At 53.8% G+C, this 23,413-nt stretch carries 35 protein-coding genes; 1 reads left to right on the forward strand and 34 read right to left on the reverse strand.

What is annotated here, in order from left to right; genetic code table 11:
• Window positions 1–56 precede the first annotated feature (56 nt).
• A complete protein-coding gene (uvrA, locus tag ACZRJQ_RS05170) occupies window positions 57–2,891 on the forward strand; it encodes an excinuclease ABC subunit UvrA (RefSeq protein WP_463977328.1) in 2,835 nt (944 codons plus the stop codon).
• A 96-nt stretch (window positions 2,892–2,987) separates the two neighbouring features.
• Here uvrA and bfr read toward each other — a convergent pair whose 3' ends face one another.
• The 34 genes from bfr to rpsL all read right to left on the reverse strand — a co-directional run bounded on the left by bfr (window position 2,988) and on the right by rpsL (window position 23,410).
• Entirely contained in the window at window positions 2,988–3,452 is a 465-nt protein-coding gene (gene bfr / locus ACZRJQ_RS05175; RefSeq protein ID WP_463977329.1) for a bacterioferritin, read from the reverse strand.
• A gap of 155 nt (window positions 3,453–3,607) precedes the next feature.
• Complete coding sequence (locus ACZRJQ_RS05180) at window positions 3,608–5,056, reverse strand: catalase (protein ID WP_463977330.1); 1,449 nt, start codon at window positions 5,054–5,056, stop codon at window positions 3,608–3,610.
• A gap of 173 nt (window positions 5,057–5,229) precedes the next feature.
• Complete coding sequence (gene rplQ / locus ACZRJQ_RS05185; protein ID WP_016779185.1) at window positions 5,230–5,616, reverse strand: 50S ribosomal protein L17; 387 nt, start codon at window positions 5,614–5,616, stop codon at window positions 5,230–5,232.
• A 42-nt stretch (window positions 5,617–5,658) separates the two neighbouring features.
• On the reverse strand, window positions 5,659–6,660 hold the full coding sequence (locus ACZRJQ_RS05190; protein WP_003176403.1) for a DNA-directed RNA polymerase subunit alpha: 1,002 nt from the start codon (window positions 6,658–6,660) through the stop codon (window positions 5,659–5,661).
• A 22-nt stretch (window positions 6,661–6,682) separates the two neighbouring features.
• The gene (rpsD, locus tag ACZRJQ_RS05195; protein ID WP_003444359.1) at window positions 6,683–7,303 is read right to left on the reverse strand and encodes a 30S ribosomal protein S4; all 621 of its coding nucleotides are present in this window, start codon (window positions 7,301–7,303) and stop codon (window positions 6,683–6,685) included.
• An 18-nt stretch (window positions 7,304–7,321) separates the two neighbouring features.
• Window positions 7,322–7,711, reverse strand: coding sequence for a 30S ribosomal protein S11 (gene rpsK / locus ACZRJQ_RS05200; protein ID WP_007924177.1), 390 nt, complete (start codon window positions 7,709–7,711; stop codon window positions 7,322–7,324).
• A gap of 30 nt (window positions 7,712–7,741) precedes the next feature.
• Window positions 7,742–8,098 (reverse strand): 30S ribosomal protein S13, encoded by a 357-nt coding sequence (gene rpsM / locus ACZRJQ_RS05205; protein ID WP_016779184.1) that lies wholly within the window; start codon window positions 8,096–8,098, stop codon window positions 7,742–7,744.
• Window positions 8,099–8,227: 129 nt separating this feature from the next.
• A complete protein-coding gene (gene rpmJ / locus ACZRJQ_RS05210; RefSeq protein WP_002555468.1) occupies window positions 8,228–8,344 on the reverse strand; it encodes a 50S ribosomal protein L36 in 117 nt (38 codons plus the stop codon).
• Between the two features lie 28 nt (window positions 8,345–8,372).
• A complete protein-coding gene (secY, locus tag ACZRJQ_RS05215) occupies window positions 8,373–9,701 on the reverse strand; it encodes a preprotein translocase subunit SecY (RefSeq protein WP_003444361.1) in 1,329 nt (442 codons plus the stop codon).
• The gene (rplO, locus tag ACZRJQ_RS05220) at window positions 9,702–10,139 is read right to left on the reverse strand and encodes a 50S ribosomal protein L15 (RefSeq protein WP_016779182.1); all 438 of its coding nucleotides are present in this window, start codon (window positions 10,137–10,139) and stop codon (window positions 9,702–9,704) included. It abuts the gene before it with no gap.
• A gap of 3 nt (window positions 10,140–10,142) precedes the next feature.
• Window positions 10,143–10,319, reverse strand: a complete 177-nt coding sequence (gene rpmD, locus ACZRJQ_RS05225) for a 50S ribosomal protein L30 (RefSeq protein WP_003444363.1) — start codon at window positions 10,317–10,319, stop codon at window positions 10,143–10,145.
• 2 nt (window positions 10,320–10,321) lie between these two features.
• Window positions 10,322–10,822, reverse strand: coding sequence for a 30S ribosomal protein S5 (gene rpsE / locus ACZRJQ_RS05230; RefSeq protein WP_003186035.1), 501 nt, complete (start codon window positions 10,820–10,822; stop codon window positions 10,322–10,324).
• A 3-nt stretch (window positions 10,823–10,825) separates the two neighbouring features.
• On the reverse strand, window positions 10,826–11,176 hold the full coding sequence (gene rplR, locus ACZRJQ_RS05235) for a 50S ribosomal protein L18 (protein ID WP_463977331.1): 351 nt from the start codon (window positions 11,174–11,176) through the stop codon (window positions 10,826–10,828).
• A 10-nt stretch (window positions 11,177–11,186) separates the two neighbouring features.
• Window positions 11,187–11,720, reverse strand: coding sequence for a 50S ribosomal protein L6 (gene rplF, locus ACZRJQ_RS05240; protein ID WP_003444365.1), 534 nt, complete (start codon window positions 11,718–11,720; stop codon window positions 11,187–11,189).
• A 12-nt stretch (window positions 11,721–11,732) separates the two neighbouring features.
• Window positions 11,733–12,125 carry a 30S ribosomal protein S8 gene (gene rpsH, locus ACZRJQ_RS05245; protein WP_463977332.1) on the reverse strand — a complete coding sequence of 131 codons (393 nt, stop codon included), beginning with the start codon at window positions 12,123–12,125 and terminating at the stop codon, window positions 11,733–11,735.
• Window positions 12,126–12,337: 212 nt separating this feature from the next.
• A complete protein-coding gene (gene rpsN, locus ACZRJQ_RS05250) occupies window positions 12,338–12,643 on the reverse strand; it encodes a 30S ribosomal protein S14 (protein ID WP_019409906.1) in 306 nt (101 codons plus the stop codon).
• A gap of 13 nt (window positions 12,644–12,656) precedes the next feature.
• Window positions 12,657–13,196, reverse strand: coding sequence for a 50S ribosomal protein L5 (gene rplE / locus ACZRJQ_RS05255; protein ID WP_153379984.1), 540 nt, complete (start codon window positions 13,194–13,196; stop codon window positions 12,657–12,659).
• 22 nt (window positions 13,197–13,218) lie between these two features.
• Window positions 13,219–13,533 (reverse strand): 50S ribosomal protein L24, encoded by a 315-nt coding sequence (gene rplX, locus ACZRJQ_RS05260; RefSeq protein ID WP_003444369.1) that lies wholly within the window; start codon window positions 13,531–13,533, stop codon window positions 13,219–13,221.
• Window positions 13,534–13,544: 11 nt separating this feature from the next.
• Window positions 13,545–13,913: a 50S ribosomal protein L14 gene (gene rplN, locus ACZRJQ_RS05265; protein ID WP_002555479.1), complete on the reverse strand. Its 369-nt coding sequence runs from the start codon at window positions 13,911–13,913 to the stop codon at window positions 13,545–13,547.
• A gap of 23 nt (window positions 13,914–13,936) precedes the next feature.
• A complete protein-coding gene (rpsQ, locus tag ACZRJQ_RS05270) occupies window positions 13,937–14,203 on the reverse strand; it encodes a 30S ribosomal protein S17 (protein WP_003194644.1) in 267 nt (88 codons plus the stop codon).
• Window positions 14,204–14,205: 2 nt separating this feature from the next.
• Entirely contained in the window at window positions 14,206–14,397 is a 192-nt protein-coding gene (rpmC, locus tag ACZRJQ_RS05275) for a 50S ribosomal protein L29 (protein ID WP_003444371.1), read from the reverse strand.
• Window positions 14,397–14,810, reverse strand: coding sequence for a 50S ribosomal protein L16 (gene rplP, locus ACZRJQ_RS05280; RefSeq protein ID WP_019409905.1), 414 nt, complete (start codon window positions 14,808–14,810; stop codon window positions 14,397–14,399). Before rplP ends, rpmC begins: the two co-directional genes overlap by 1 nt.
• A gap of 12 nt (window positions 14,811–14,822) precedes the next feature.
• Window positions 14,823–15,509, reverse strand: a complete 687-nt coding sequence (gene rpsC / locus ACZRJQ_RS05285; protein WP_003176422.1) for a 30S ribosomal protein S3 — start codon at window positions 15,507–15,509, stop codon at window positions 14,823–14,825.
• 13 nt (window positions 15,510–15,522) lie between these two features.
• The gene (rplV, locus tag ACZRJQ_RS05290; RefSeq protein WP_003444373.1) at window positions 15,523–15,855 is read right to left on the reverse strand and encodes a 50S ribosomal protein L22; all 333 of its coding nucleotides are present in this window, start codon (window positions 15,853–15,855) and stop codon (window positions 15,523–15,525) included.
• A gap of 13 nt (window positions 15,856–15,868) precedes the next feature.
• Complete coding sequence (rpsS, locus tag ACZRJQ_RS05295) at window positions 15,869–16,144, reverse strand: 30S ribosomal protein S19 (protein WP_003232420.1); 276 nt, start codon at window positions 16,142–16,144, stop codon at window positions 15,869–15,871.
• Window positions 16,145–16,160: 16 nt separating this feature from the next.
• The gene (gene rplB / locus ACZRJQ_RS05300) at window positions 16,161–16,985 is read right to left on the reverse strand and encodes a 50S ribosomal protein L2 (RefSeq protein WP_463977333.1); all 825 of its coding nucleotides are present in this window, start codon (window positions 16,983–16,985) and stop codon (window positions 16,161–16,163) included.
• A gap of 14 nt (window positions 16,986–16,999) precedes the next feature.
• The gene (rplW, locus tag ACZRJQ_RS05305) at window positions 17,000–17,299 is read right to left on the reverse strand and encodes a 50S ribosomal protein L23 (RefSeq protein ID WP_003444375.1); all 300 of its coding nucleotides are present in this window, start codon (window positions 17,297–17,299) and stop codon (window positions 17,000–17,002) included.
• Entirely contained in the window at window positions 17,296–17,898 is a 603-nt protein-coding gene (rplD, locus tag ACZRJQ_RS05310) for a 50S ribosomal protein L4 (protein ID WP_047277894.1), read from the reverse strand. The genes rplW and rplD overlap by 4 nt, the downstream gene beginning before the upstream one ends.
• A 12-nt stretch (window positions 17,899–17,910) precedes the next feature.
• On the reverse strand, window positions 17,911–18,546 hold the full coding sequence (gene rplC, locus ACZRJQ_RS05315; RefSeq protein ID WP_003444377.1) for a 50S ribosomal protein L3: 636 nt from the start codon (window positions 18,544–18,546) through the stop codon (window positions 17,911–17,913).
• 81 nt (window positions 18,547–18,627) lie between these two features.
• Complete coding sequence (gene rpsJ, locus ACZRJQ_RS05320; protein WP_003186070.1) at window positions 18,628–18,939, reverse strand: 30S ribosomal protein S10; 312 nt, start codon at window positions 18,937–18,939, stop codon at window positions 18,628–18,630.
• A 143-nt stretch (window positions 18,940–19,082) separates the two neighbouring features.
• Window positions 19,083–20,276 carry an elongation factor Tu gene (tuf, locus tag ACZRJQ_RS05325; protein ID WP_042561351.1) on the reverse strand — a complete coding sequence of 398 codons (1,194 nt, stop codon included), beginning with the start codon at window positions 20,274–20,276 and terminating at the stop codon, window positions 19,083–19,085.
• A 35-nt stretch (window positions 20,277–20,311) separates the two neighbouring features.
• A complete protein-coding gene (fusA, locus tag ACZRJQ_RS05330) occupies window positions 20,312–22,414 on the reverse strand; it encodes an elongation factor G (RefSeq protein ID WP_463977334.1) in 2,103 nt (700 codons plus the stop codon).
• Window positions 22,415–22,444: 30 nt separating this feature from the next.
• Entirely contained in the window at window positions 22,445–22,915 is a 471-nt protein-coding gene (gene rpsG / locus ACZRJQ_RS05335; RefSeq protein ID WP_019824369.1) for a 30S ribosomal protein S7, read from the reverse strand.
• A 123-nt stretch (window positions 22,916–23,038) separates the two neighbouring features.
• A complete protein-coding gene (rpsL, locus tag ACZRJQ_RS05340; protein ID WP_002555494.1) occupies window positions 23,039–23,410 on the reverse strand; it encodes a 30S ribosomal protein S12 in 372 nt (123 codons plus the stop codon).
• Window positions 23,411–23,413 lie beyond the last annotated feature (3 nt).

Raw genomic sequence — 23,413 nt, forward strand, 5'->3', positions numbered from 1 at the left:
TTCACGCAGATCCGTATACTCATTCGTTTACGTTATGCCCGCCAAGCGAGGCCGCAGTGGACAAGATCCTGATACGTGGGGCACGAACCCACAACCTGAAGAACATCGACCTGACCCTGCCACGGGACAAACTGATCGTCATCACCGGACTGTCTGGCTCCGGCAAATCATCTCTGGCGTTTGACACTCTATATGCCGAAGGCCAGCGCCGTTATGTCGAGTCGTTGTCGGCTTATGCGCGCCAGTTCCTGTCGATGATGGAAAAGCCTGACGTCGATACCATCGAAGGTCTGTCGCCTGCCATTTCTATCGAGCAGAAATCGACGTCGCATAACCCGCGATCCACCGTCGGCACCATTACTGAAATTTACGACTACCTGCGCCTGCTTTACGCCCGCGTGGGTATCCCTCGTTGCCCGGATCACGACATCCCACTGGAAGCCCAAACCGTCAGCCAAATGGTTGACCTGGTGCTGGCACAGCCCGAAGGCAGCAAGTTGATGTTGCTGGCCCCAGTGATTCGCGAACGCAAGGGCGAGCACCTTTCGGTATTCGAGGAATTGCGCGCTCAGGGCTTCGTGCGGGCCAGAGTCGACGGCAAGCTCTGCGAGCTGGACGAGTTGCCCAAGCTCGATAAACAGAAGAAACACACCATCGACGTGGTGGTAGATCGGTTTAAAGTGCGTGCCGACTTGCAGCAACGCTTGGCTGAATCTTTCGAGACGGCACTGAAGCTGGCCGATGGCATTGCATTAGTTGCCCCGATGGATGATGAGCCCGGCGAAGAGATGATCTTCTCGGCACGTTTTGCCTGCCCTATTTGCGGCCATGCAATTAGCGAACTTGAGCCCAAGCTCTTTTCCTTCAATAACCCGGCGGGCGCCTGCCCTACGTGTGATGGTTTGGGGGTTAAGCAGTTTTTCGATATCAAACGTCTGGTCAATGGCGAACTGACGCTAGCGGAGGGCGCCATTCGTGGTTGGGACAGGCGTAACGTCTATTACTTCCAGATGCTCGGGGCGCTGGCCAAACATTACGACTTCAGCCTTGAAGTGCCGTTTGCAGAACTGCCGGCAGACAAGCAAAAAGTCATTTTGTATGGCAGTGGCGCGCAAAACGTAGACTTCCGCTACCTCAATGACCGCGGTGACATCGTTAAACGTGCGCACCCGTTTGAAGGCATCGTGCCGAACCTTGAGCGTCGCTACCGCGAAACCGAATCGGCCACTGTGCGCGAAGAGCTGGCCAAGTTCCTCAGCACTCAGGCTTGCCCTGATTGCCGCGGCACTCGCTTGCGCCGTGAAGCTCGTCACGTTTGGGTCGGCGAGAAAACCTTGCCCGCCGTGACCAATATGCCGATTGGCGATGCCACGGAATATTTCAGCACACTCAGCCTGACCGGCCGCCGTGGTGAAATCGCAGACAAAATCCTTAAGGAAATCCGCGAGCGGCTGCAGTTTTTGGTGAACGTGGGCCTGGACTATCTATCGCTGGACCGCAGCGCCGATACGCTGTCTGGCGGTGAAGCTCAACGTATCCGTCTGGCCAGCCAAATCGGCGCCGGTTTGGTCGGTGTGTTGTACATCCTCGACGAGCCCTCTATTGGCTTGCATCAGCGCGATAACGATCGTCTGCTCGGAACGCTCAAACACCTGCGCGATATTGGCAATACTGTGATCGTGGTTGAACACGATGAGGACGCTATTCGCTTGGCCGACTATGTCGTGGACATTGGCCCTGGGGCTGGCGTTCATGGTGGCCATATTGTGGCTGAAGGCACACCCGCGCAGGTGATGGCTCACCCAGACTCGCTGACGGGCAAGTACTTGTCGGGCCGGGTGAAAATCGCTGTGCCCGCCCAGCGCACGCCGCGCAACAAAAAACTGACGTTGTCGCTCAAGGGCGCACGCGGCAACAATCTGCGCAATGTGGATCTGGAAATCCCGATTGGTCTGCTGACCTGCGTGACAGGTGTTTCGGGGTCAGGCAAATCAACGCTCATCAACAACACGCTCTATCCGCTCAGTGCCACGGCCTTGAATGGCGCAACCACCCTCGAAGCGTCGGCACACGACAGCATCAAAGGGCTGGAGCACCTAGACAAGGTTGTGGACATTGACCAAAGCCCGATTGGTCGAACCCCGCGCTCTAACCCAGCCACTTACACCGGTTTGTTTACGCCTATCCGCGAACTGTTTTCCGGTGTGCCAGAGTCCCGTTCACGGGGTTATGGGCCTGGGCGTTTTTCCTTCAACGTGAAGGGCGGACGCTGCGAGGCGTGTCAGGGCGATGGTTTGATCAAGGTGGAAATGCACTTTTTGCCAGACATCTATGTGCCTTGTGATGTGTGCAAGAGCAAGCGCTATAACCGCGAAACCCTTGAGATCAAATACAAGGGCAAGAGCATCCATGAAGTGCTCGAGATGACCATCGAAGAAGCCCGAGTGTTCTTCGATGCAGTCCCTGCCTTGGCGCGTAAGCTCCAAACGCTGATGGACGTAGGCTTGTCGTACATCAAGCTCGGACAGTCTGCCACCACGCTGTCAGGCGGTGAGGCACAACGGGTGAAGCTGTCCCGCGAGCTGTCCAAACGCGACACCGGCAAAACCTTGTATATCCTCGATGAGCCTACAACCGGTTTGCACTTTGCCGATATCCAGCAATTGCTGGATGTGCTGCATCGACTGCGCGACCACGGTAATACCGTGGTCGTGATCGAGCACAACCTGGACGTGATCAAGACCGCAGACTGGCTGGTGGATCTTGGGCCGGAAGGCGGTTCCAAGGGTGGGCAGATCATTGCTACCGGCACACCAGAGGATGTGGCCGAGATGAAGCAATCACATACTGGCTTCTACCTGAAGCCACTGTTGATTCGCGACAAGGCTTAAATCGCGGCACGAAAAAGCCCCTGCCATCGTGAGATGGCAGGGGCTTTTTACGAGCGCAAATCGAGCTCTTGTGGGAGCTGGCTTGCCTGCCTGAAATCAGAATTGCGACTGCAGGTAGTTTTGCAAGCCAATCGATTTGATCAGACCGAGCTGTTTTTCGAGCCAGTAGGTGTGATCTTCTTCGGTATCAGCTAACTGGATACGCAGCATGTCGCGGCTGACGTAGTCCTTGTGCAGCTCACAAAGCTCGATGCCTTTGCACAGCGCCGCTCGTACTTTGTACTCAAGACGCAAATCGGCGGCGAACATCTCTGGCACGGTTGTACCCACATCCAGATCATCCGGGCGCATGCGCGGCGTGCCTTCGAGCATAAGAATCCGGCGCATCAACGCATCAGCGTGTTGTGCCTCTTCTTCCATTTCGTGATTGATGCGCTCGTATAGTTTGGTAAAACCCCAGTCCTCGTACATACGAGAATGGACAAAATATTGGTCACGTGCAGCCAGCTCGCCGGTCAGCAACGTGTTGAGGTAATCGATTACGTCCGGGTGCCCTAGCATCGGCCCACATCTCCCTGCTTGAAAGGCTGTAGTTTGAACCAAGCGGACTGAGAGGTCACGGCGAAATCGCAAGAAAAACCTGATTTTGCGTAGAAAACAGCGCTAAAAGACGCAAAAACCGCCCATTTGCGGGCGGTTCTGCTTCTCACTTAGAGTTAGTTAATCTGTACACCCAGTGCTTTGGCAACGCCCTCTCCATAAGCAGGGTCTGCTTTATAGAAATGTGGCAACTGACGCTGCACAACATCTTGCGATACGTCTTTCATCGTGCCGGCAATGTTATCGATCAGCAGAGCTTTCTGCTCATCGCTCATCAGACGGAACAAAGCGCCCGCATGGCTGTAGTAGTCAGTGTCTTCACGATGATCGTAACGATCAGCAGCGCCACTTAGAGCCAAAGGGGGCTCAGCGTATTGAGGCGCCTGTTTCGGTGCGTCTGCGTAGCTGTTGGGCTCGTAGTTGGGCGCAGCACCGCCATTGTTGCCATAAGCCATTGAGCCATCACGCTGATAGGTATGAACTGGAACCCGTGGCGAGTTAATAGGCAAATGCTGGTGGTTGGTGCCCACACGATAGCGGTGCGCATCGGCGTAGGCGAATACACGACCTTGCAGCATCCGATCAGGGGACAGCCCAACACCCGGAATCATGTTGCTTGGACCAAAGGCTGCCTGTTCCACTTCCGCAAAGTAGTTAAGCGGGTTGCGATTAAGTTCCAGCTCGCCGATTTCAATCAGCGGAAACTCTTTTTGCGACCACGTTTTGGTCACATCAAACGGGTTTTCGTAATGGGCGGCAGCTTGCGCTTCGGTCATGACCTGCATGCAGACACGCCATTTCGGGAAATCGCCGCGCTCGATAGCACCAAACAGATCACGTTGTGCGTAGTCCGGATCAGTACCCGCTAGACGCGCAGCCTCAGCAGGCGGCAGGTTCTTGATGCCTTGTTTGGTCTTGTAGTGCCACTTGACCCAATGACGCTCCCCCTTGGCATTGATCAGGCTATAAGTATGGCTACCGAAGCCGTGCATGTGACGGTAGCCATCCGGAATACCGCGATCAGAAAACAGGATGGTGACCTGATGCAACGCTTCGGGCGAATGCGACCAGAAGTCCCACATCATCTGTGCGCTTTTAAGGTTGCTTTGCGGCAGACGTTTTTGGGTGTGGATAAAGTCTGGGAACTTCAGCGGGTCGCGGATAAAGAAGACTGGGGTGTTGTTACCCACGATGTCCCAGTTGCCTTCCTCGGTATAGAACTTGATTGCAAAACCACGAGGGTCACGCTCAGTGTCCGCTGAACCGCGCTCACCGCCCACCGTGGAGAAACGCATGAAGGTTGGGGTTTGCTTTCCAATGGTGTCAAACAGCTTGGCGCTGCTGTACTCAGAGATATCGCGGGTTACGGTAAAAGTACCGTGCGCCCCCGAACCTTTGGCATGAACACGACGCTCAGGAATATTTTCACGATTGAAGTGGGCAAGCTTCTCGATCAGATGAAAATCGTCGAGTAACAGTGGGCCCCGAGGGCCGGCAGAACGAGAATTCTGGTTATCAGCAACTGGAGCGCCGCTGGCGGTGGTAAGCGTTTTGGTCTGGCTCATCTGTGTGCTTCCTCAGTCAATCTATGTACTGCCGGCTAATCGGCTGAGGAGGAGTATTGACCACGTACTTAATATGGGCAAATTCATTAATTAATCAGTAGCCATAGAAAAGCACAATCGAATGGACACAAAAAACCGGGCACTAGGCCCGGTTCTTTGTAGAGACTGACGTCTTACTCAGCGGATACAGCTTCACCGCCAACTGGACGATCAACCAACTCGACGTACGCCATAGGCGCGTTGTCGCCAGCGCGGAAACCGCACTTGAGGATGCGCAGGTAGCCACCCTCACGAGTTGCATAACGCTTGCCCAGATCGTTGAACAGCTTACCAACCATAGCTTTCGAACGAGTACGGTCGAAAGCCAGACGGCGGTTAGCAACAGAATCAATCTTGGCCAGAGTAATCAGCGGCTCAGCAACGCGACGCAATTCTTTGGCTTTCGGCAGAGTCGTTTTGATCAGCTCGTGCTCGAACAACGACACTGCCATGTTTTGAAACATAGCCTTGCGGTGCGAGCTAGTGCGGCTCAGGTGACGACCACTTTTACGATGACGCATGGTTCATTCCTTACCAAACACAACGTTCGGTGATTACGACGATCAGGCAGTCGCCTTGTCGTCCTTCTTAAGACTTGCAGGCGGCCAGTTGTCGAGGCGCATGCCGAGGGACAGACCACGGGAGGCCAGAACGTCCTTGATTTCAGTCAAGGATTTCTTGCCCAGGTTCGGAGTCTTCAACAGTTCTACTTCGGTGCGCTGAATCAGGTCACCGATGTAGTAAATGTTCTCCGCCTTAAGGCAGTTGGCCGAACGCACGGTCAGTTCCAGATCGTCAACCGGACGAAGCAGGATCGGATCGATCTCGTCTTCCTGTTCGATAACCACTGGCTCGCTGTCACCTTTGAGGTCGACGAATGCAGCCAACTGCTGTTGCAGGATGGTTGCAGCACGACGAATTGCCTCTTCAGGATCCAGGGTACCGTTGGTCTCCAGATCAATAACCAGCTTGTCCAGGTTAGTACGCTGCTCGACACGGGCGTTTTCCACCACGTATGCAATACGGCGAACCGGGCTGAACGAAGAGTCAAGCTGCAAGCGACCAATGCTGCGGCTTTCGTCTTCATCGCTCTGACGCGAGTCTGCTGGTTCATAACCACGACCACGAGCTACGGTGAGCTTCATGTTCAAGGCGCCGTTAGACGCCAGGTTGGCGATTACGTGATCGGGATTAACGATCTCGACATCATGATCCAGCTGAATATCGGCAGCGGTAACCACCCCCGAACCCTTCTTCGACAAGGTCAGCGTAACTTCGTCACGGCCGTGCAGCTTGATAGCCAGACCTTTAAGGTTCAACAGGATTTCAATTACGTCTTCCTGTACACCTTCGATGGCGCTGTACTCGTGGAGCACACCATCAATCTCGGCCTCGACTACTGCACAGCCTGGCATTGAGGACAACAGGATGCGTCGCAGCGCGTTGCCCAGGGTGTGGCCAAAACCACGCTCGAGAGGCTCGAGAGTGATTTTAGCGCGGGTTGGACTGACAACTTGCACATCAATATGGCGAGGTGTCAGGAACTCATTTACCGAAATCTGCATGGATGCACCTATTTTCTAGCCCTTACTTGGAGTAGAGCTCGACAATCAGGCTTTCGTTGATGTCGGCGGACAGATCACTGCGAGCAGGAACGTTCTTGAAAACGCCCGACTTCTTCTCAGTGTCTACTTCTACCCATTCTACGCGGCCACGTTGGGCACACAGATCGAGAGCTTGGACAATGCGAAGCTGGTTCTTTGCTTTCTCGCGGATAGCGACCACGTCACCAGCACGAACCTGGTAGGACGGAACGTTAACGGTTTGACCGTTTACGCTGATCGACTTGTGCGATACCAACTGACGAGATTCGGCACGAGTAGAACCGAAACCCATACGGTATACGACGTTATCCAGGCGGCATTCGAGCAGTTGCAGCAGGTTTTCACCGGTTGCACCTTTTTTGCCAGCAGCTTGTTTGTAGTAGCCGCTGAACTGACGCTCGAGAACGCCGTAGATACGACGGACCTTCTGCTTTTCACGCAGTTGGGTGCCGTAGTCGGATTGGCGACCGCGGCGTTGGCCGTGGATGCCTGGAGCAGCTTCAATATTGCACTTCGATTCGATAGCGCGCACACCACTCTTCAGGAAGAGATCGGTGCCTTCACGACGTGCCAGTTTGCATTTTGGACCAATGTAACGAGCCATTCTTTACAGTCTCCTGGATTACACGCGGCGCTTCTTCGGCGGACGGCACCCGTTGTGCGGGATTGGCGTCACGTCGGTGATGCTGGCGATCTTATAGCCACAGCCGTTCAAAGCACGGACAGCGGACTCACGACCTGGACCTGGGCCCTTAACGTTAACGTCAAGGTTTTTCAGGCCATATTCCAGCGCAGCTTGACCAGCACGTTCAGCAGCTACTTGAGCAGCGAACGGAGTGGACTTGCGAGAACCGCGGAAACCCGAACCACCGGAGGTAGCCCAAGAAAGCGCATTACCCTGACGGTCGGTGATGGTCACGATGGTGTTGTTGAAAGACGCGTGGATGTGGGCGATGCCATCAACCACTGTCTTTTTAATTTTTTTACGAGGACGAGCAGCAGGTTTTGCCATGACTAAATTCCTGTCGATTCGCTGGTGCGATTACTTGCGGATCGGCTTACGCGGACCTTTGCGAGTACGCGCGTTGGTCTTGGTACGCTGACCGCGCACTGGAAGACCACGACGATGGCGCAGACCGCGGTAGCAGCCCAAGTCCATCAAGCGTTTGATTTTCATGTTGACTTCACGACGCAGGTCACCTTCAGTGGTGAACTTTGCCACTTCGCCACGCAGCAACTCAATCTGCTCGTCGCTCAGATCCTTGATCTTAGCGGCTGGGTTTACACCAGCATCCGCACAGATTTTCTGTGAGGTAGTGCGACCAACACCATAGATGTAGGTCAGCGAGATAACAGTGTGCTTGTTATCTGGAATGTTAACGCCTGCAATACGGGCCATTCAGTGGGACTCCAATTGACAGCTACCTACGCCCCGGAAGCCAAGAAATAGGGCGCGAGATAATATCGCTGTAATAACAAATAATCAACCCAGCAGCGCACTAGCTGCTGGGCTTCAAACAGATCACACTCAGCCTTGGCGCTGTTTGTGACGTGGTTCCGCGCTGCAAATTACCCGAACAACACCTTCGCGGCGAATAATCTTGCAGTTACGGCACAGCTTTTTCACCGATGCACGAACTTTCATCACCAACTCCTCTAACCTTATGGGTACTTCAGCGAAGCATGCCGCTGCCGTAGCCCTTCAGGTTGGCTTTCTTCATCAGGGATTCGTACTGGTGCGAAACGAGGTGCGATTGTACTTGGGACATGAAGTCCATAACAACCACGACAACGATCAGCAACGAGGTCCCGCCAAGGTAGAACGGAACGTTTGCCGCAACCACCAGAAACTGGGGCAACAGACACACGGCCGTCATATAAAGAGCACCGAACAGAGTCAAGCGAGTCAAAACGCCATCAATATAGCGCGCAGACTGCTCACCCGGACGGATACCCGGAATAAAGGCACCGGACTTCTTCAGGTTTTCCGCTACGTCTTTCGGATTGAACATCAACGCCGTATAGAAGAAGCAGAAGAAAATAATCCCTGCACTAAACAGCAGAATATTCAACGGCTGACCAGGAGCGATCGACTGCGAGATGTCCTGCAACCAGCCCATACCTTCAGACTGACCGAACCAGGCACCCAGCGAAGCCGGGAACAGCAAAATGCTGCTCGCAAAAATAGCCGGGATAACGCCGGCCATATTCACTTTCAGCGGCAAGTGGCTAGTCTGCGCAGCAAACACCTTACGGCCCTGCTGACGCTTGGCGTAGTGAACAGCAATACGACGCTGACCACGCTCAATGAACACCACAAAACCGATAATCGCTACTGCCAGCAAACCGATAGCAACCAGGGCGAAAATATTGATATCACCCTGACGCGCAGACTCGAAAGACTGCCCAATTGCTCTCGGAAGACCGGCGACGATACCCGAAAAAATCAACATCGAGATACCGTTGCCAACTCCGCGCTCAGTAATCTGCTCACCCAGCCACATCATGAACATTGCACCCGCCACAAAAGTGGTTACTGCAACGAAATGGAAGCCTAAGTCACCAGTGAACGCGACGCCCTGCCCCGCCAAGCCAATGGACATGCCAATAGCTTGAACAAGAGCAAGAGCGACAGTGAGGTAGCGGGTGTACTGGCTTATCTTACGACGACCAGCTTCACCTTCCTTCTTCAACTGCTCCAGCTGTGGGCTGACAGCGGACATAAGCTGCATGATGATCGATGCCGAAATGTACGGCATGATCCCCAGCGCAAAAATACTCATCCGCTCCAGCGCACCGCCGGAAAACATGTTGAACAAGCTAAGAATGGTCCCCTCATTCTGTCGAAACAGGTCCGCTAGCCGGTCCGGGTTGATGCCTGGAACTGGGATGTGTGCGCCTATTCGGTAGACGATAATCGCCAAGAATAGAAAACGCAGACGAGCCCAGAGCTCGGACAACCCGCCTTTGCTGAGCGCTGAGAGAGCACCTTGCTTAGCCATTTATTCCTCGAACTTGCCGCCAGCTGCTTCGATAGCCGAACGCGCACCTTTGGTGGCGCCGATTCCCTTGCCGATTGTGACAGCGCGAGTAACTTCACCGGACAGCATGATTTTCACACGCAGTACGTTGACGTTGATCACGTTGGCATCTTTCAGGGTCTGCACAGTAACGATGTCGCCTTCCACTTTAGCCAGCTCGGACAAACGCACTTCTGCGCGATCCATAGCTTTCAGGGAAACGAAACCGAACTTAGGCAGACGACGATGCAGCGGCTGTTGACCGCCTTCAAAGCCTGGAGCAATAGTGCCACCGGAGCGGGAAGTCTGACCTTTGTGACCACGGCCACCAGTCTTACCCAAACCACTACCGATACCACGGCCCGGACGATGCTTTTCGCGACGGGAACCCGGCGCTGGACTCAGATCATTGAGTTTCATCGATTAACCCTCGACACGCAGCATGTAGTAAGCCTTGTTGATCATCCCGCGATTCTCGGGAGTATCAAGTACTTCTACAGTGTGACCGATGCGACGCAGACCCAGACCCTTAATGCACAGTTTGTGATTAGGGATGCGGCCGGTCATGCTTTTGATCAGCGTTACTTTAACGGTAGCCATGATCAGAAGATCTCCTTAACGCTTTTGCCACGCTTAGCGGCAATAGACTCAGGAGACTGCATAGCTTTCAAACCTTTAAAAGTGGCGTGAACCACGTTTACCGGGTTAGTCGAGCCGTAGCACTTAGCCAGAACGTTCTGAACACCAGCAACCTCGAGGACAGCACGCATAGCGCCGCCAGCGATGATACCGGTACCTTCAGAAGCAGGCTGCATGTAAACCTTAGAAGCGCCGTGGGCGGACTTCATGGCGTACTGCAGAGTTGTGCCGTTCAGGTCAACTTGAATCATGTTACGGCGAGCAGCTTCCATTGCCTTCTGGATCGCAGCAGGCACTTCACGTGACTTGCCACGGCCGAAGCCAACGCGCCCCTTACCATCACCAACCACGGTCAACGCGGTGAAGGTGAAGATACGGCCGCCTTTAACGGTTTTGGCTACGCGGTTAACTTGAACCAGCTTCTCAATGTAGCCTTCGTCGCGCTTTTGGTCGTTATTTGACATAACTTAGAACTCCAGCCCAGCTTCACGAGCAGCCTCAGCCAGCGCTTTCACGCGGCCGTGGTACTTGAAGCCAGAGCGGTCGAAAGCCACCTGCGAGACGCCAGCGGCTTTTGCACGCGTAGCGACCAGCTGGCCAACCTTTGTGGCCGCGTCGATGTTGCCAGTAGCAGCATCACGCAGTTCTGTGTCCAAAGTCGAGGCGCTTGCCAAGACTTTGCTGCCGTCGGCCGAGATGACCTGGGCGTATATGTGCTGCGACGAGCGGAACACGCAGAGACGCACGACTTCTAGTTCGTGCATTTTCAGACGTGCTTTGCGAGCGCGACGCAGGCGAGTAACTTTTTTGTCGGTCATTTGCTATGCCCTACTTCTTCTTGGCTTCTTTACGACGGACGACTTCGTCCGCGTAACGTACACCCTTACCTTTATAAGGCTCTGGCGGACGGAAACCGCGGATCTCAGCGGCCACCTGACCTACCAGCTGCTTATCAATACCCCGGATCAGGATATCGGTTTGGCTAGGAGTCTCAGCGGTGATGCCTTCCGGCAGTTCGTAATCCACTGGGTGCGAGAAGCCAAGAGCCAAGTTCAGCACTGTGCCTTTTGCTTGCGCTTTGTAACCAACACCGACCAGCTGGAGCTTACGCTCGAAGCCTTGGCTTACGCCTTGGACCATGTTGTTTACCAACGCACGAGTGGTACCAGCCATTGCGCGAGTTTGTTGATCGCCATTGCGAGCAGCGAAACGCAGCTCACCAGCTTCTTCAACAATCTCAACGGACGAATGGATGTTCAGTTCTAGAGTGCCCTTGGCACCCTTCACCGAAAGCTGTTGGCCGGCGAATTTTACTTCGACACCAGCTGGCAGCTTAACGGGGTTCTTAGCGACGCGTGACATGCTTATCCCCCCTTAGAACACAGTGCAAAGAACTTCGCCGCCGACACCGGCAGCGCGCGCAGCACGATCCGTCATCACACCTTTACTGGTGGAGACGATAGACACACCAAGACCGCCACGAACTTTCGGCAACTCTTCGGATGACTTGTACTGACGCAGGCCTGGACGGCTAACGCGCTTCACTTCTTCGATAACCGAACGGCCTTCGAAGTATTTCAGCTCGATAGACAGCAGTGGTTTGATTTCGCTGCTGATCTGATAATCCGCGATGTAACCTTCGTCTTTAAGAACTTTGGCTACAGCTACCTTCAACGTGGAAGATGGCATGCTTACGACGGACTTTTCAGCCATCTGGGCATTACGGATTCGAGTTAGCATGTCCGCTAACGGGTCCTGCATACTCATGGGCTAGACGCTCCTGTTACAAAAATAATTAGCCTCGCGGCTACAACTGTCGCCGAGTGACTCAATGCTTAAAAAGCACGGGCTCAGGCGAGCCGGTCATTCTAGACACACGCCAGAAATGAATCAAGCCCCAATGGGGGCTTGATTCATATTCAACGTTACCGACTGTCAGGATCTTGCGAGCCTGACATCGACAACTTTGCCTGTGCGCCTTACCAGCTGGCTTTAACCAGACCTGGTACGTCGCCGCGCATTGCTGCTTCACGCAATTTGTTACGGCCAAGGCCGAACTTGCGGTAAACACCATGCGGACGACCAGTCAGACGGCAGCGGTTACGCATGCGCGCAGCGCTTGCATCACGTGGCTGCTTCTGCAGAGCTACTTGAGCTTCCCAACGCGCTTCTGGACTTGCGTTCAGATCTACGATGATAGCTTTAAGCTCAGCACGCTTCTTGGCGAACTTGGCAACCGTGAGCTGACGCTTCAGCTCGCGGTTTTTCATGCTCATCTTGGCCATTTTCCTACTCCAATCAGTTGCGGAACGGGAATTTGAAAGCACGCAGCAATGCGCGACCTTCATCATCTGTCCGAGCAGTGGTGGTCAGGGTAATGTCCAGACCGCGAAGGGCATCGATCTTGTCGTAGTCGATTTCCGGGAAGATGATCTGCTCTTTCACGCCCATGCTGTAGTTACCACGACCATCGAAGGACTTGGCATTCAGGCCGCGGAAGTCGCGGACCCGAGGCAGGGAGATCGACAGCAGACGATCCAGGAATTCGTACATACGCTCACGGCGCAGAGTAACTTTAACGCCGATCGGCCAGCCTTCGCGAACTTTGAAGCCTGCGATGGACTTGCGAGCGTAGGTCACAACGCACTTTTGACCCGTGATCTTTTCCAAATCAGCTACAGCGTGCTCGATGACTTTTTTGTCACCGATCGCTTCGCCCAAACCCATGTTCAGGGTGATTTTGGTAACGCGCGGAACTTCCATCACGTTCGAAAGCTTAAGTTCTTCCTTAAGTTTCGGAGCGATTTCCTTCCGGTAAATCTCTTTTAGTCGTGCCATGGTCTTATCTACCTAGCAGTGTTCAAGCATCAACCGCTTTTTGGGTCGACTTGAAGACACGAATTTTCTTGCCTTCTTCTACTTTGAAACCAACGCGGTCAGCCTTGTTGGTTTCGCCGTTGAAGATGGCGACGTTAGAAGCGTCCAGTGGAGCTTCTTTTTCGACGATACCGCCTTGCACGCCCGACATAGGGTTAGGCTTGGTATGACGCTTAACCAGGTTCAGACCGCCAATAACCAAACGGTTGTTAGCGAGAACCTTAAGCACCTTACCGCGCTTACCTTTGTCTTTGCCGGCGATCACGATGATCTCGTCGTCACGACGAATCTTTTGCATGTCGGATCTCCTTACAGCACTTCTGGGGCGAGCGAGACGATCTTCATGAACTTCTCAGTACGAAGTTCACGCGTCACTGGCCCAAAGATACGGGTGCCGATCGGCTCTTGCTTGTTGTTCAGAAGAACAGCAGCGTTGCCATCAAAGCGGATAATGGAGCCATCAGCACGACGTACGCCGTGACGAGTGCGGACTACAACAGCAGTCATCACTTGGCCTTTTTTCACTTTACCGCGAGGAATTGCTTCCTTAACGGTAACTTTGATGATGTCACCGATACCAGCGTAACGACGATGGGAGCCACCCAGCACCTTGATGCACATAACGCGGCGTGCGCCGCTGTTATCGGCCACATCGAGCATGGATTGAGTCTGAATCATATAATTTCTCCGACCCCTAGTCCTTAGACTTCCACAGCGCGTTCGAGAACATCAACCAGAGCCCAAGACTTAGTCTTGGCCATCGGACGAGTTTCACGAATAGTGACTTTGTCGCCGATGTGGCACTGATTGGTTTCGTCGTGCGCGTGCAGCTTAGTCGAACGCTTAACGTATTTACCGTAGATCGGGTGCTTAACGCGACGCTCAATCAGAACGGTGATGGTTTTGTCCATCTTGTCGCTGACAACACGGCCAGTCAGCGTACGGACAGTTTTTTCGGCTTCAGCCATGATTACTTACCTGCCTGCTGTTTGAGCACAGTCTTCACGCGAGCGATGTCACGCTTAACTTGCGAGAGCAGATGCGACTGCCCCAACTGGCCAGTTGCTTTCTGCATGCGCAGATTGAACTGGTCGCGCAGCAAGCCGAGCAGTTGCTCGTTCAGCTGCTGTGCGGATTTTTCACGAAGTTCATTCGCTTTCATCACATCACCGTCCGTTTAACAAAGGAGGTGGCGAGCGGCAGCTTTGCAGCAGCCAGGGCGAAAGCCTCACGCGCCAGCTCTTCAGAAACACCCTCGATCTCATACAGGACTTTGCCTGGCTGGATCTGGGCAACCCAATATTCCACGTTACCCTTACCTTTACCCATACGAACTTCTAGGGGCTTTTTGGAGATAGGCTTGTCCGGGAATACACGGATCCAGATCTTACCGCCACGTTTTACGTGACGGGTCAGTGCACGACGCGCTGATTCGATCTGACGAGCGGTGAGGCGACCACGAGCAACAGACTTCAGCGCGTACTCGCCGAAGCTGACTTTGCTACCGCGCAACGCCAAGCCACGGTTGTGGCCTGTCATTTGCTTGCGGAACTTCGTACGCTTAGGTTGTAACATTTTGCGTACCCCTTACTTAGCAGCTTTTTTACGAGGCGCTGGTGCTTGTGGCTTCAGCTCTTCTTGGCGACCACCAATTACTTCGCCTTTGAAGATCCAAACCTTTACACCGATCACACCATAAGTGGTGTGAGCTTCGTAGTTGGCATAGTCGATGTCGGCACGCAGGGTGTGCAATGGCACACGACCTTCGCGATACCATTCAGTACGTGCGATTTCAGCACCGCCGAGACGACCGCTCACTTGGATTTTGATGCCTTTGGCACCAATGCGCATAGCGTTCTGTACAGCGCGCTTCATAGCGCGACGGAACATTACGCGACGCTCCAGCTGCTGAGCTACGCTCTGCGCAACCAGCATACCGTCGAGTTCCGGCTTGCGGATCTCTTCGATATTGATGTGCACAGGCACACCCATTTGCTTGGTCAGGTCCTGACGCAGCTTCTCAACATCTTCACCTTTCTTCCCGATAACAATACCTGGACGAGCGGTGTGGATGGTGATGCGTGCAGTTTGGGCCGGACGATGGATATCGATACGGCTTACGGACGCGCTTTTTAGTTTGTCTTGGAGGTATTCACGCACCTTCAGATCAGCGAACAAGTAGTCCGCATAAGTCCGACCGTCTGCGTACCAGACGGAGGTGTGCTCCTTGACGATTCCCAGGCGAATGCCAATGGGATGTACTTTCTGACCCATCTCTTCGACTCCGTTACTTGTCAGCAACCTTGACAGTGATATGGCAAGACCGCTTGACGATGCGATCAGCGCGGCCTTTGGCACGCGGCATGATGCGCTTCAGCGAACGCCCTTCGTTGACGAAAACGGTGGCGACTTTCAAGTCGTCAACGTCTGCGCCTTCGTTATGCTCGGCGTTGGCTACGGCCGACTCCAGCACTTTCTTGATGATCTCGGCGGCTTTCTTGTTGCTGAAAGCCAACAGGTTGAGCGCTTCGCCCACCTTCTTCCCGCGGATCTGGTCGGCGACCAAGCGGGCTTTCTGGGCGGAGATTCGAGCGCCCGACAACTTAGCGGCTACTTCCATCGTTCCTTACCCCTTAACGCTTGGCTTTCTTGTCTGCCACGTGCCCACGATAAGTGCGGGTACCGGCAAACTCGCCTAGTTTATGGCCAACCATGTCTTCGTTCACAAGAACTGGGACATGAAGACGACCGTTATGCACAGCGATGGTCAGACCGACCATTTGTGGCAGGATCATCGAACGACGCGACCAGGTTTTCACCGGTTTGCGATCGTTCTTTTCCGCCGCCACTTCGATCTTCTTCAGTAGGTGAAGATCAATAAAAGGACCTTTTTTCAGAGAACGTGGCACTGTCGTATCCCTCTATTTACTTGCGACGACGGACGATCATTTTGTCGGTACGCTTATTACCACGAGTCTTCGCGCCCTTAGTCGGGAAGCCCCATGGCGATACCGGATGACGACCACCAGAGGTACGACCTTCACCACCACCATGTGGGTGGTCAACCGGGTTCATGGCAACACCACGAACGGTTGGGCGAACGCCACGCCAGCGTTTGGCACCAGCTTTACCCAGCGAACGCAGGCTATGCTCGGAGTTCGAGACCTCGCCAAGCGTTGCACGGCATTCAGCCAATACTTTACGCATTTCACCAGAGCGCAGACGCAGGGTCACGTAGACACCTTCGCGAGCTACCAGCTGAGCCGAAGCACCAGCGGAGCGAGCAATTTGCGCGCCTTTACCTGGCTTCAGTTCGATGCCGTGTACGGTGCTACCAACTGGAATGCTACGCAGCTGCAACTGGTTGCCCGGCTTGATCGGCGCCAGAGCACCCGAGATCAGCTGGTCGCCAGCGCTCACGCCTTTAGGCGCGATGATGTAACGGCGTTCGCCGTCTGCGTACAGCATAAGAGCAATGTGAGCAGTACGGTTTGGATCGTATTCGATACGCTCAACAGTGGCTGGAATGCCATCTTTGTCGTTGCGACGGAAGTCGACCATACGGTAATGCTGCTTATGACCACCACCAATGTGACGCGTGGTAATACGGCCATTGTTGTTACGACCACCAGACTTCGATTTTTTCTCGAGCAGCGGTGCGTGAGGAGCGCCTTTATGCAGCTCCTGGTTGACCACCTTGACCACATGACGGCGGCCAGGGGAAGTCGGTTTGCATTTAACGATTGCCATGATGCACCCCTTCCTTACTCAGCACTGCTGCTGAAATCGAGATCTTGGCCTGGCTGAAGGGAGATTACTGCCTTCTTCCAGTCATTACGCTTGCCCACGCCGCGAGCGGTGCGCTTGCTCTTACCCAGAACGTTCAGGGTAGTAACACGCTCAACTTTCACGCTGAACAGGCTTTCGACGGCCTTCTTGATTTCCAGCTTGGTTGCATCAGTAGCAACCTTGAAAACGAACTGGCCTTTCTTGTCTGCCAGAACCGTAGCCTTCTCGGAAACGTGCGGGCCAAGCAGAACTTTAAATACGCGTTCCTGGTTCATCCCAGCAGCTCCTCGAATTTCTTCACGGCCGACACGGTGATCAACACCTTGTCGTATGCGATCAGACTAACTGGATCGGAACCCTGCACGTCACGTACATCAACGTGTGGCAGGTTACGAGCAGCCAGGTACAGGTTCTGATCAACAACTTCAGACACGATCAGGACATCAGTCAGACCCATGCCATTCAGTTTGTTCAGCAGATCTTTGGTTTTCGGCGCTTCAACAGCGAAGTCCTGAACCACGACCAGACGATCAGTACGCACCAGCTCAGCAAGGATGGAACGCATTGCTGCGCGATACATCTTCTTGTTCAGCTTCTGAGAGTGATCTTGTGGACGAGCTGCGAAAGTAGTACCACCGCCACGCCAGATTGGGCTACGGATAGTACCAGCACGAGCACGGCCAGTACCTTTCTGACGCCAAGGGCGCTTACCGCCACCACGAACGTCGGAACGGGTCTTTTGCTGCTTGCTACCTTGACGGCCGCCAGCCATGTAGGCCACGACTGCTTGGTGAACCAGCGTCTCGTTGAACTCGCCGCCGAATGTCAGTTCGGAAACTTCGATCGCCTGAGCGTCATTTACATTTAATTGCATGTCAGCTTCCCCTTAACCGCGAGCCTTGGCCGCCGGACGTACAACCAGGTTGCCGCCAGTAGCGCCAGGAACAGCACCCTTGACCAACAACAGATTGCGTTCAGCGTCGACGCGCACTACTTCGAGGGACTGCACGGTCACGCGCTCAGCGCCCATATGACCGGACATTTTTTTGCCCTTGAATACACGACCAGGAGTCTGGCACTGGCCAATAGAGCCCGGGACGCGGTGGGAAACGGAGTTACCGTGAGTGTTATCTTGGCCACGGAAATTCCAACGCTTGATCGTACCCTGGAAGCCTTTACCTTTGGACTGACCGGTCACATCGACCATCTGACCTGCGGTGAAGATTTCAGCGTTGATCAGATCGCCTGCTTGGTACTCGCCTTCTTCAAGGCGGAATTCCATTACGGTACGACCGGCTGCAACGTTTGCTTTAGCGAAGTGACCCGCCTGAGCAGCAGTTACACGCGAAGCGCGACGCTCGCCGACAGTGACTTGCACTGCACGATAGCCATCGGTTTCTTCAGTTTTGAACTGGGTGACGCGATTCGGCTCGATCTCAATGACCGTGACCGGAATGGAGACACCTTCTTCGGTGAAAATACGGGTCATACCGCATTTACGACCGACTACACCAATAGTCATGTTGTAAACCTCATGAGTGTACGGGGCTTTCACCCGCTATGGCCGCCCATTTCAGAGCGTTACACGACTAAGACCCAAGTCTTAGCCGAGGCTGATCTGCACTTCCACACCGGCCGCAAGATCAAGCTTCATAAGTGCATCAACGGTTTTATCCGTTGGCTGGACGATGTCCAGTACGCGCTTATGAGTACGGATCTCGTACTGGTCACGCGCGTCTTTGTTGACGTGCGGAGAGACCAGAACGGTGAACCGCTCTTTACGGGTAGGCAGTGGAATTGGACCACGCACTTGAGCACCAGTACGTTTCGCGGTTTCCACGATTTCCTGGGTTGATTGGTCGATCAGGCGATGGTCAAAAGCCTTCAACCTGATACGGATTTGCTGATTTTGCATTGGATTTCAGACTCCAGATTGCTATTCCCACCGAGCGCAATACGCCCGTTAAAAGGAGGCGCAATTCTATAGACGACCCCAGTAGGTGTCAACTCAATAAAAAAAGCCCCCGCTGAGCGGGGGCCTTTTTAAGCGATCAACGATTACTCGATGATTTTGGCTACAACACCAGCGCCTACAGTACGACCGCCTTCACGGATTGCGAAACGCAGACCGTCTTCCATTGCGATAGTTTTGATCAGGGTAACAACCATTTTGATGTTGTCGCCCGGCATTACCATCTCAACGCCTTCCGGCAGTTCGCAGTTACCAGTTACGTCAGTTGTACGGAAGTAGAACTGAGGACGGTAGCCTTTGAAGAACGGAGTATGACGGCCGCCTTCTTCCTTGCTCAAAACATAAACTTCAGCTTCGAACTTGGTGTGCGGCTTAACCGAACCTGGCTTAACCAGAACCTGGCCACGCTCAACGTCGTCACGCTTGGTACCACGCAGCAGAACGCCGCAGTTCTCGCCCGCACGACCTTCGTCAAGCAGCTTGCGGAACATTTCAACGCCGGTGCAAGTGGTAACAGTTGTGTCACGCAGACCAACGATTTCCAGTGGATCTTGAACGCGAACGATACCGCGCTCGATACGACCAGTCACAACAGTACCGCGACCAGAGATCGAGAACACGTCTTCGATTGGCATCAGGAACGGCTTGTCGACAACACGAACTGGATCTGGAATGTAGGTATCCAGAGTTTCAACCAGCTTACGAACGGCAGTGGTGCCCATTTCGTTGTCGTCTTTGCCTTCCAGCGCCATACGAGCCGAACCGATGATGATCGGAGTATCGTCGCCTGGGAAGTCGTAAGTCGACAGCAGGTCACGGACTTCCATCTCAACCAGTTCCAACAGCTCAGCGTCGTCTACCAGGTCAGCCTTGTTCAGGAAAACCACGATGTACGGAACGCCAACCTGACGGGACAACAGGATGTGCTCACGGGTTTGTGGCATCGGACCATCAGCGGCCGAACAAACCAGGATAGCGCCATCCATCTGAGCAGCACCGGTGATCATGTTCTTCACATAGTCAGCGTGACCTGGGCAGTCAACGTGAGCGTAGTGACGGATCAGCGAGTTGTATTCAACGTGCGCAGTGTTGATCGTGATACCACGAGCTTTTTCTTCTGGCGCGCTGTCGATTTTATCGAAGTCAACGATTGCCGAACCGAAAACTTCGGAGCAAACACGAGTCAGAGCTGCGGTCAGTGTGGTTTTACCATGGTCAACGTGACCGATAGTGCCAACGTTGACGTGCGGTAGGGAACGATCAAATTTTTCTTTAGCCACGACAATTAACTCCTTGCCTAAAGGACTGAACTAAATCAGCCTTGTTTTTTAGTAACAGCTTCGACGATGTGCGACGGCGCTGTATCGTATTTTTTGAATTCCATAGAGTAGCTTGCGCGACCCTGAGACATGGAACGAACGTCGGTCGCATAACCGAACATTTCACCCAACGGCACTTCGGCACGAATTACTTTGCCGGAGACCGTATCTTCCATACCCTGGATCATGCCGCGACGACGGTTCAAGTCGCCCATCACGTCACCCATATAGTCTTCTGGTGTAACAACCTCTACCGCCATGATCGGCTCAAGCAGCTCACCACCACCTTTGGTAGCCAGTTGCTTGGTCGCCATGGAAGCAGCCACCTTAAACGCCATCTCGTTGGAGTCGACGTCGTGGTAAGAACCATCAAACACGGTAGCCTTCAGGCCGATCAGCGGATAGCCGGCAACAACACCGTTCTTCATCTGCTCTTCGATACCCTTCTGGATAGCCGGGATGTATTCCTTAGGAACCACACCACCTACCACTTCGTTCACGAACTGCAGACCTTCCTGACCTTCATCAGCAGGTGCAAAACGAATCCAGCAGTGACCAAACTGACCACGACCACCGGACTGACGAACGAACTTGCCTTCGATCTCACAGCTCTTCGTGATGCGCTCACGATACGAAACCTGAGGCTTACCGATGTTGGCTTCAACGTTGAACTCACGCTTCATCCGGTCAACCAGGATGTCGAGGTGCAATTCGCCCATGCCAGAGATGATCGTTTGACCTGTCTCTTCATCAGTTTTTACACGGAAAGATGGATCTTCCTGAGCAAGTTTGCCCAGTGCGATACCCATTTTTTCCTGGTCGTCCTTGGTCTTAGGCTCTACCGCAACCGAAATAACCGGCTCCGGAAATTCCATACGAACAAGAATGATTGGCTTGTCAGCAGCGCAAAGGGTATCACCAGTGGTGACGTCCTTCATGCCGATCAAGGCAGCGATGTCGCCGGAGCGAACTTCCTTGATCTCTTCGCGGCTGTTTGCGTGCATTTGCACCATACGGCCAACGCGCTCTTTCTTGCCTTTAACCGAGTTGATGACGCCGTCGCCGGAGCTCAACACGCCCGAGTAAACGCGGACGAAGGTCAAAGTACCCACGAATGGGTCAGTAGCGATCTTGAACGCCAGAGCCGAGAACGGCTCGCTGTCATCTGCATGACGCTCCATCTCGATATTCTCATCATCCGGATCGGAACCCTTGATGGCAGGAATATCAGTTGGTGCAGGCAGGAAGTCGATCACAGCATCGAGAACCAGGGGAACACCCTTGTTCTTGAAGGAAGAACCGCAAACAGCCAAAACAATTTCGCCCGCGATAGTACGCTGACGCAGAGCTGCTTTGATTTCCGCGATGGTGAGCTCTTCACCCTCGAGGTACTTGTTCATCAGTTCTTCACTGGCTTCAGCCGCAGCCTCAACCATATGGCTGCGCCACTCGTCAGCCAATTCCAGCATTTCAGCAGGAATAGCTTCACGGCGAGCAGTCATACCCTTGTCAGCGTCATCCCAGTAAACAGCTTCCATGTTGATCAGATCAATCTGACCCTGGAAGTTATCTTCTGAACCGATAGCCAACTGGATAGGCACCGGGGTGTGACCCAGACGCTTTTTAATCTGACCTACTACACGCAGGAAGTCAGCGCCAGCACGGTCCATCTTGTTTACATAAACAAGACGTGGAACGCCGTATTTGTTGGCTTGACGCCATACGGTTTCCGACTGAGGCTCAACACCCGAGGTGCCGCAGAACACAACAACCGCGCCATCGAGCACACGCAGGGAACGCTCAACTTCAATTGTGAAGTCAACGTGGCCCGGGGTATCAATCACGTTAAAACGGTAGTTGTCGTACTGTTTGGCAGAACCCTGCCAAAAAGTAGTGATGGCAGCAGAAGTAATGGTAATACCACGCTCCTGCTCCTGCACCATCCAGTCGGTGGTCGCGGCGCCATCATGCACCTCGCCCATCTTGTGGCTTTTGCCGGTGTAAAACAGTACCCGCTCAGTAGTCGTGGTTTTACCCGCGTCTACGTGCGCACAGATACCAATGTTACGGTAGCGGTTAATCGGTGTAGTACGAGCCATAAAGCCCTCGCAAAGTGAGTAGCGCTGAAATTAGAAGCGGTAGTGCGAGAAAGCTTTGTTAGCTTCAGCCATACGGTGCACGTCTTCACGCTTCTTAACTGCCGCGCCTTTGCCTTCAGCAGCGTCCAACAGTTCGCCAGCTAAGCGCAGAGCCATAGACTTTTCGCCGCGCTTGCGGGCGAAGTCTACCAACCAGCGCATTGCCAGGGCGTTACGACGGGACGGACGAACTTCGACCGGAACCTGGTAAGTAGCACCGCCTACACGGCGCGACTTCACTTCGACCAGCGGAGCGATGGCGTCGAGAGCTTTCTCGAAGATTTCCAGGGGATCGCTGTTCTTGCGTTCTTTAACCTTTTCCAGCGCGCCATAAACGATACGCTCGGCAACGGCTTTTTTGCCGCTTTCCATCACGTGGTTCATGAACTTGGCCAGAATTTGGCTTCCGTATTTTGGATCGTCAAGCACATCGCGCTTGGCTGCTACGCGTCTTCTTGGCATGGATAAGCCCTCAAACGGTCTTCAGGTTAGCTCGGAACCATGACACCCAGAGGATGCACGCCCGACCTTACTCTTATCGACTCAGAAAAAAAGAAATCTGCATTAATTACAAGCGACCGAAAACTACTTCGGCTTCTTGGTACCGTACTTCGAACGACCTTGGTTACGACCTTTAACGCCGGAAGTATCCAAAGAGCCGCGAACGGTGTGATAACGAACACCTGGCAAGTCTTTTACGCGACCACCACGAATCAGTACCACGCTGTGCTCTTGCAGGTTGTGACCTTCACCACCGATGTACGAGGAAACCTCGAAACCGTTGGTCAGGCGCACACGGCATACTTTACGCAGTGCCGAGTTAGGTTTTTTCGGCGTAGTTGTATACACACGGGTGCATACGCCACGACGTTGCGGGCAGTTTTGCAGCGCAGGTACGTCGGATTTCTCGACGATACGCTTACGCGGCTGACGTACCAGCTGGTTGATAGTTGCCATCTA

The organism is Pseudomonas sp. E315 (assembly GCF_055406205.1).

What these genes read in the sequence shown, in the direction of transcription:
- rplW (WP_003444375.1), bottom strand. Translation starts at nt 17,299, where the DNA reads ATGAACCAGGAACGCGTATTTAAAGTTCTGCTTGGCCCGCACGTTTCC.
- rplN (WP_002555479.1), bottom strand. Translation starts at nt 13,913, where the DNA reads ATGATTCAGACTCAATCCATGCTCGATGTGGCCGATAACAGCGGCGCA.
- fusA (WP_463977334.1), bottom strand. Translation starts at nt 22,414, where the DNA reads ATGGCTCGTACTACACCGATTAACCGCTACCGTAACATTGGTATCTGT.
- rpmJ (WP_002555468.1), bottom strand. Translation starts at nt 8,344, where the DNA reads ATGAAAGTTCGTGCATCGGTGAAAAAGCTGTGCCGTAACTGCAAGATT.
- rplC (WP_003444377.1), bottom strand. Translation starts at nt 18,546, where the DNA reads ATGACTATTGGTGTAGTCGGTCGTAAATGCGGTATGACCCGTATTTTC.
- rplD (WP_047277894.1), bottom strand. Translation starts at nt 17,898, where the DNA reads ATGCAATTAAATGTAAATGACGCTCAGGCGATCGAAGTTTCCGAACTG.
- rpmC (WP_003444371.1), bottom strand. Translation starts at nt 14,397, where the DNA reads ATGAAAGCGAATGAACTTCGTGAAAAATCCGCACAGCAGCTGAACGAG.
- rpsQ (WP_003194644.1), bottom strand. Translation starts at nt 14,203, where the DNA reads ATGGCTGAAGCCGAAAAAACTGTCCGTACGCTGACTGGCCGTGTTGTC.
- rpsD (WP_003444359.1), bottom strand. Translation starts at nt 7,303, where the DNA reads ATGGCTCGTTACATTGGTCCAAAATGCAAACTGGCACGTCGTGAAGGC.
- rpsL (WP_002555494.1), bottom strand. Translation starts at nt 23,410, where the DNA reads ATGGCAACTATCAACCAGCTGGTACGTCAGCCGCGTAAGCGTATCGTC.
- rpsG (WP_019824369.1), bottom strand. Translation starts at nt 22,915, where the DNA reads ATGCCAAGAAGACGCGTAGCAGCCAAGCGCGATGTGCTTGACGATCCA.
- rpsK (WP_007924177.1), bottom strand. Translation starts at nt 7,711, where the DNA reads ATGGCAAAACCTGCTGCTCGTCCTCGTAAAAAAATTAAAAAGACAGTG.
- rplP (WP_019409905.1), bottom strand. Translation starts at nt 14,810, where the DNA reads ATGTTACAACCTAAGCGTACGAAGTTCCGCAAGCAAATGACAGGCCAC.
- rplR (WP_463977331.1), bottom strand. Translation starts at nt 11,176, where the DNA reads ATGACCGACAAAAAAGTTACTCGCCTGCGTCGCGCTCGCAAAGCACGT.
- ACZRJQ_RS05180 (WP_463977330.1), bottom strand. Translation starts at nt 5,056, where the DNA reads ATGAGCCAGACCAAAACGCTTACCACCGCCAGCGGCGCTCCAGTTGCT.
- rplV (WP_003444373.1), bottom strand. Translation starts at nt 15,855, where the DNA reads ATGGAAGTAGCCGCTAAGTTGTCGGGCGCTCGAATCTCCGCCCAGAAA.
- rpsE (WP_003186035.1), bottom strand. Translation starts at nt 10,822, where the DNA reads ATGTCAAATAACGACCAAAAGCGCGACGAAGGCTACATTGAGAAGCTG.
- ACZRJQ_RS05190 (WP_003176403.1), bottom strand. Translation starts at nt 6,660, where the DNA reads ATGCAGATTTCGGTAAATGAGTTCCTGACACCTCGCCATATTGATGTG.
- bfr (WP_463977329.1), bottom strand. Translation starts at nt 3,452, where the DNA reads ATGCTAGGGCACCCGGACGTAATCGATTACCTCAACACGTTGCTGACC.
- rpsC (WP_003176422.1), bottom strand. Translation starts at nt 15,509, where the DNA reads ATGGGTCAGAAAGTACATCCCATTGGCATTCGCCTGGGAATCGTCAAG.
- rpsJ (WP_003186070.1), bottom strand. Translation starts at nt 18,939, where the DNA reads ATGCAAAATCAGCAAATCCGTATCAGGTTGAAGGCTTTTGACCATCGC.
- rpsN (WP_019409906.1), bottom strand. Translation starts at nt 12,643, where the DNA reads ATGGCCAAGATGAGCATGAAAAACCGCGAGCTGAAGCGTCAGCTCACG.
- rplX (WP_003444369.1), bottom strand. Translation starts at nt 13,533, where the DNA reads ATGCAAAAGATTCGTCGTGACGACGAGATCATCGTGATCGCCGGCAAA.
- rpmD (WP_003444363.1), bottom strand. Translation starts at nt 10,319, where the DNA reads ATGGCTACCGTTAAAGTAACGCTGATCAAAAGCATGACCGGCCGCATC.
- secY (WP_003444361.1), bottom strand. Translation starts at nt 9,701, where the DNA reads ATGGCTAAGCAAGGTGCTCTCTCAGCGCTCAGCAAAGGCGGGTTGTCC.
- rplE (WP_153379984.1), bottom strand. Translation starts at nt 13,196, where the DNA reads ATGGCACGACTAAAAGAGATTTACCGGAAGGAAATCGCTCCGAAACTT.
- rplF (WP_003444365.1), bottom strand. Translation starts at nt 11,720, where the DNA reads ATGTCACGCGTCGCTAAGAACCCCGTTAAGCTGCCAGCTGGTGTCGAA.
- rplB (WP_463977333.1), bottom strand. Translation starts at nt 16,985, where the DNA reads ATGGCAATCGTTAAATGCAAACCGACTTCCCCTGGCCGCCGTCATGTG.
- rplQ (WP_016779185.1), bottom strand. Translation starts at nt 5,616, where the DNA reads ATGCGTCATCGTAAAAGTGGTCGTCACCTGAGCCGCACTAGCTCGCAC.
- rpsM (WP_016779184.1), bottom strand. Translation starts at nt 8,098, where the DNA reads ATGGCCCGTATTGCAGGCGTTAACATTCCAGATAACAAGCACACTGTT.
- rpsH (WP_463977332.1), bottom strand. Translation starts at nt 12,125, where the DNA reads ATGAGTATGCAGGACCCGTTAGCGGACATGCTAACTCGAATCCGTAAT.
- rplO (WP_016779182.1), bottom strand. Translation starts at nt 10,139, where the DNA reads ATGAAACTCAATGATCTGAGTCCAGCGCCGGGTTCCCGTCGCGAAAAG.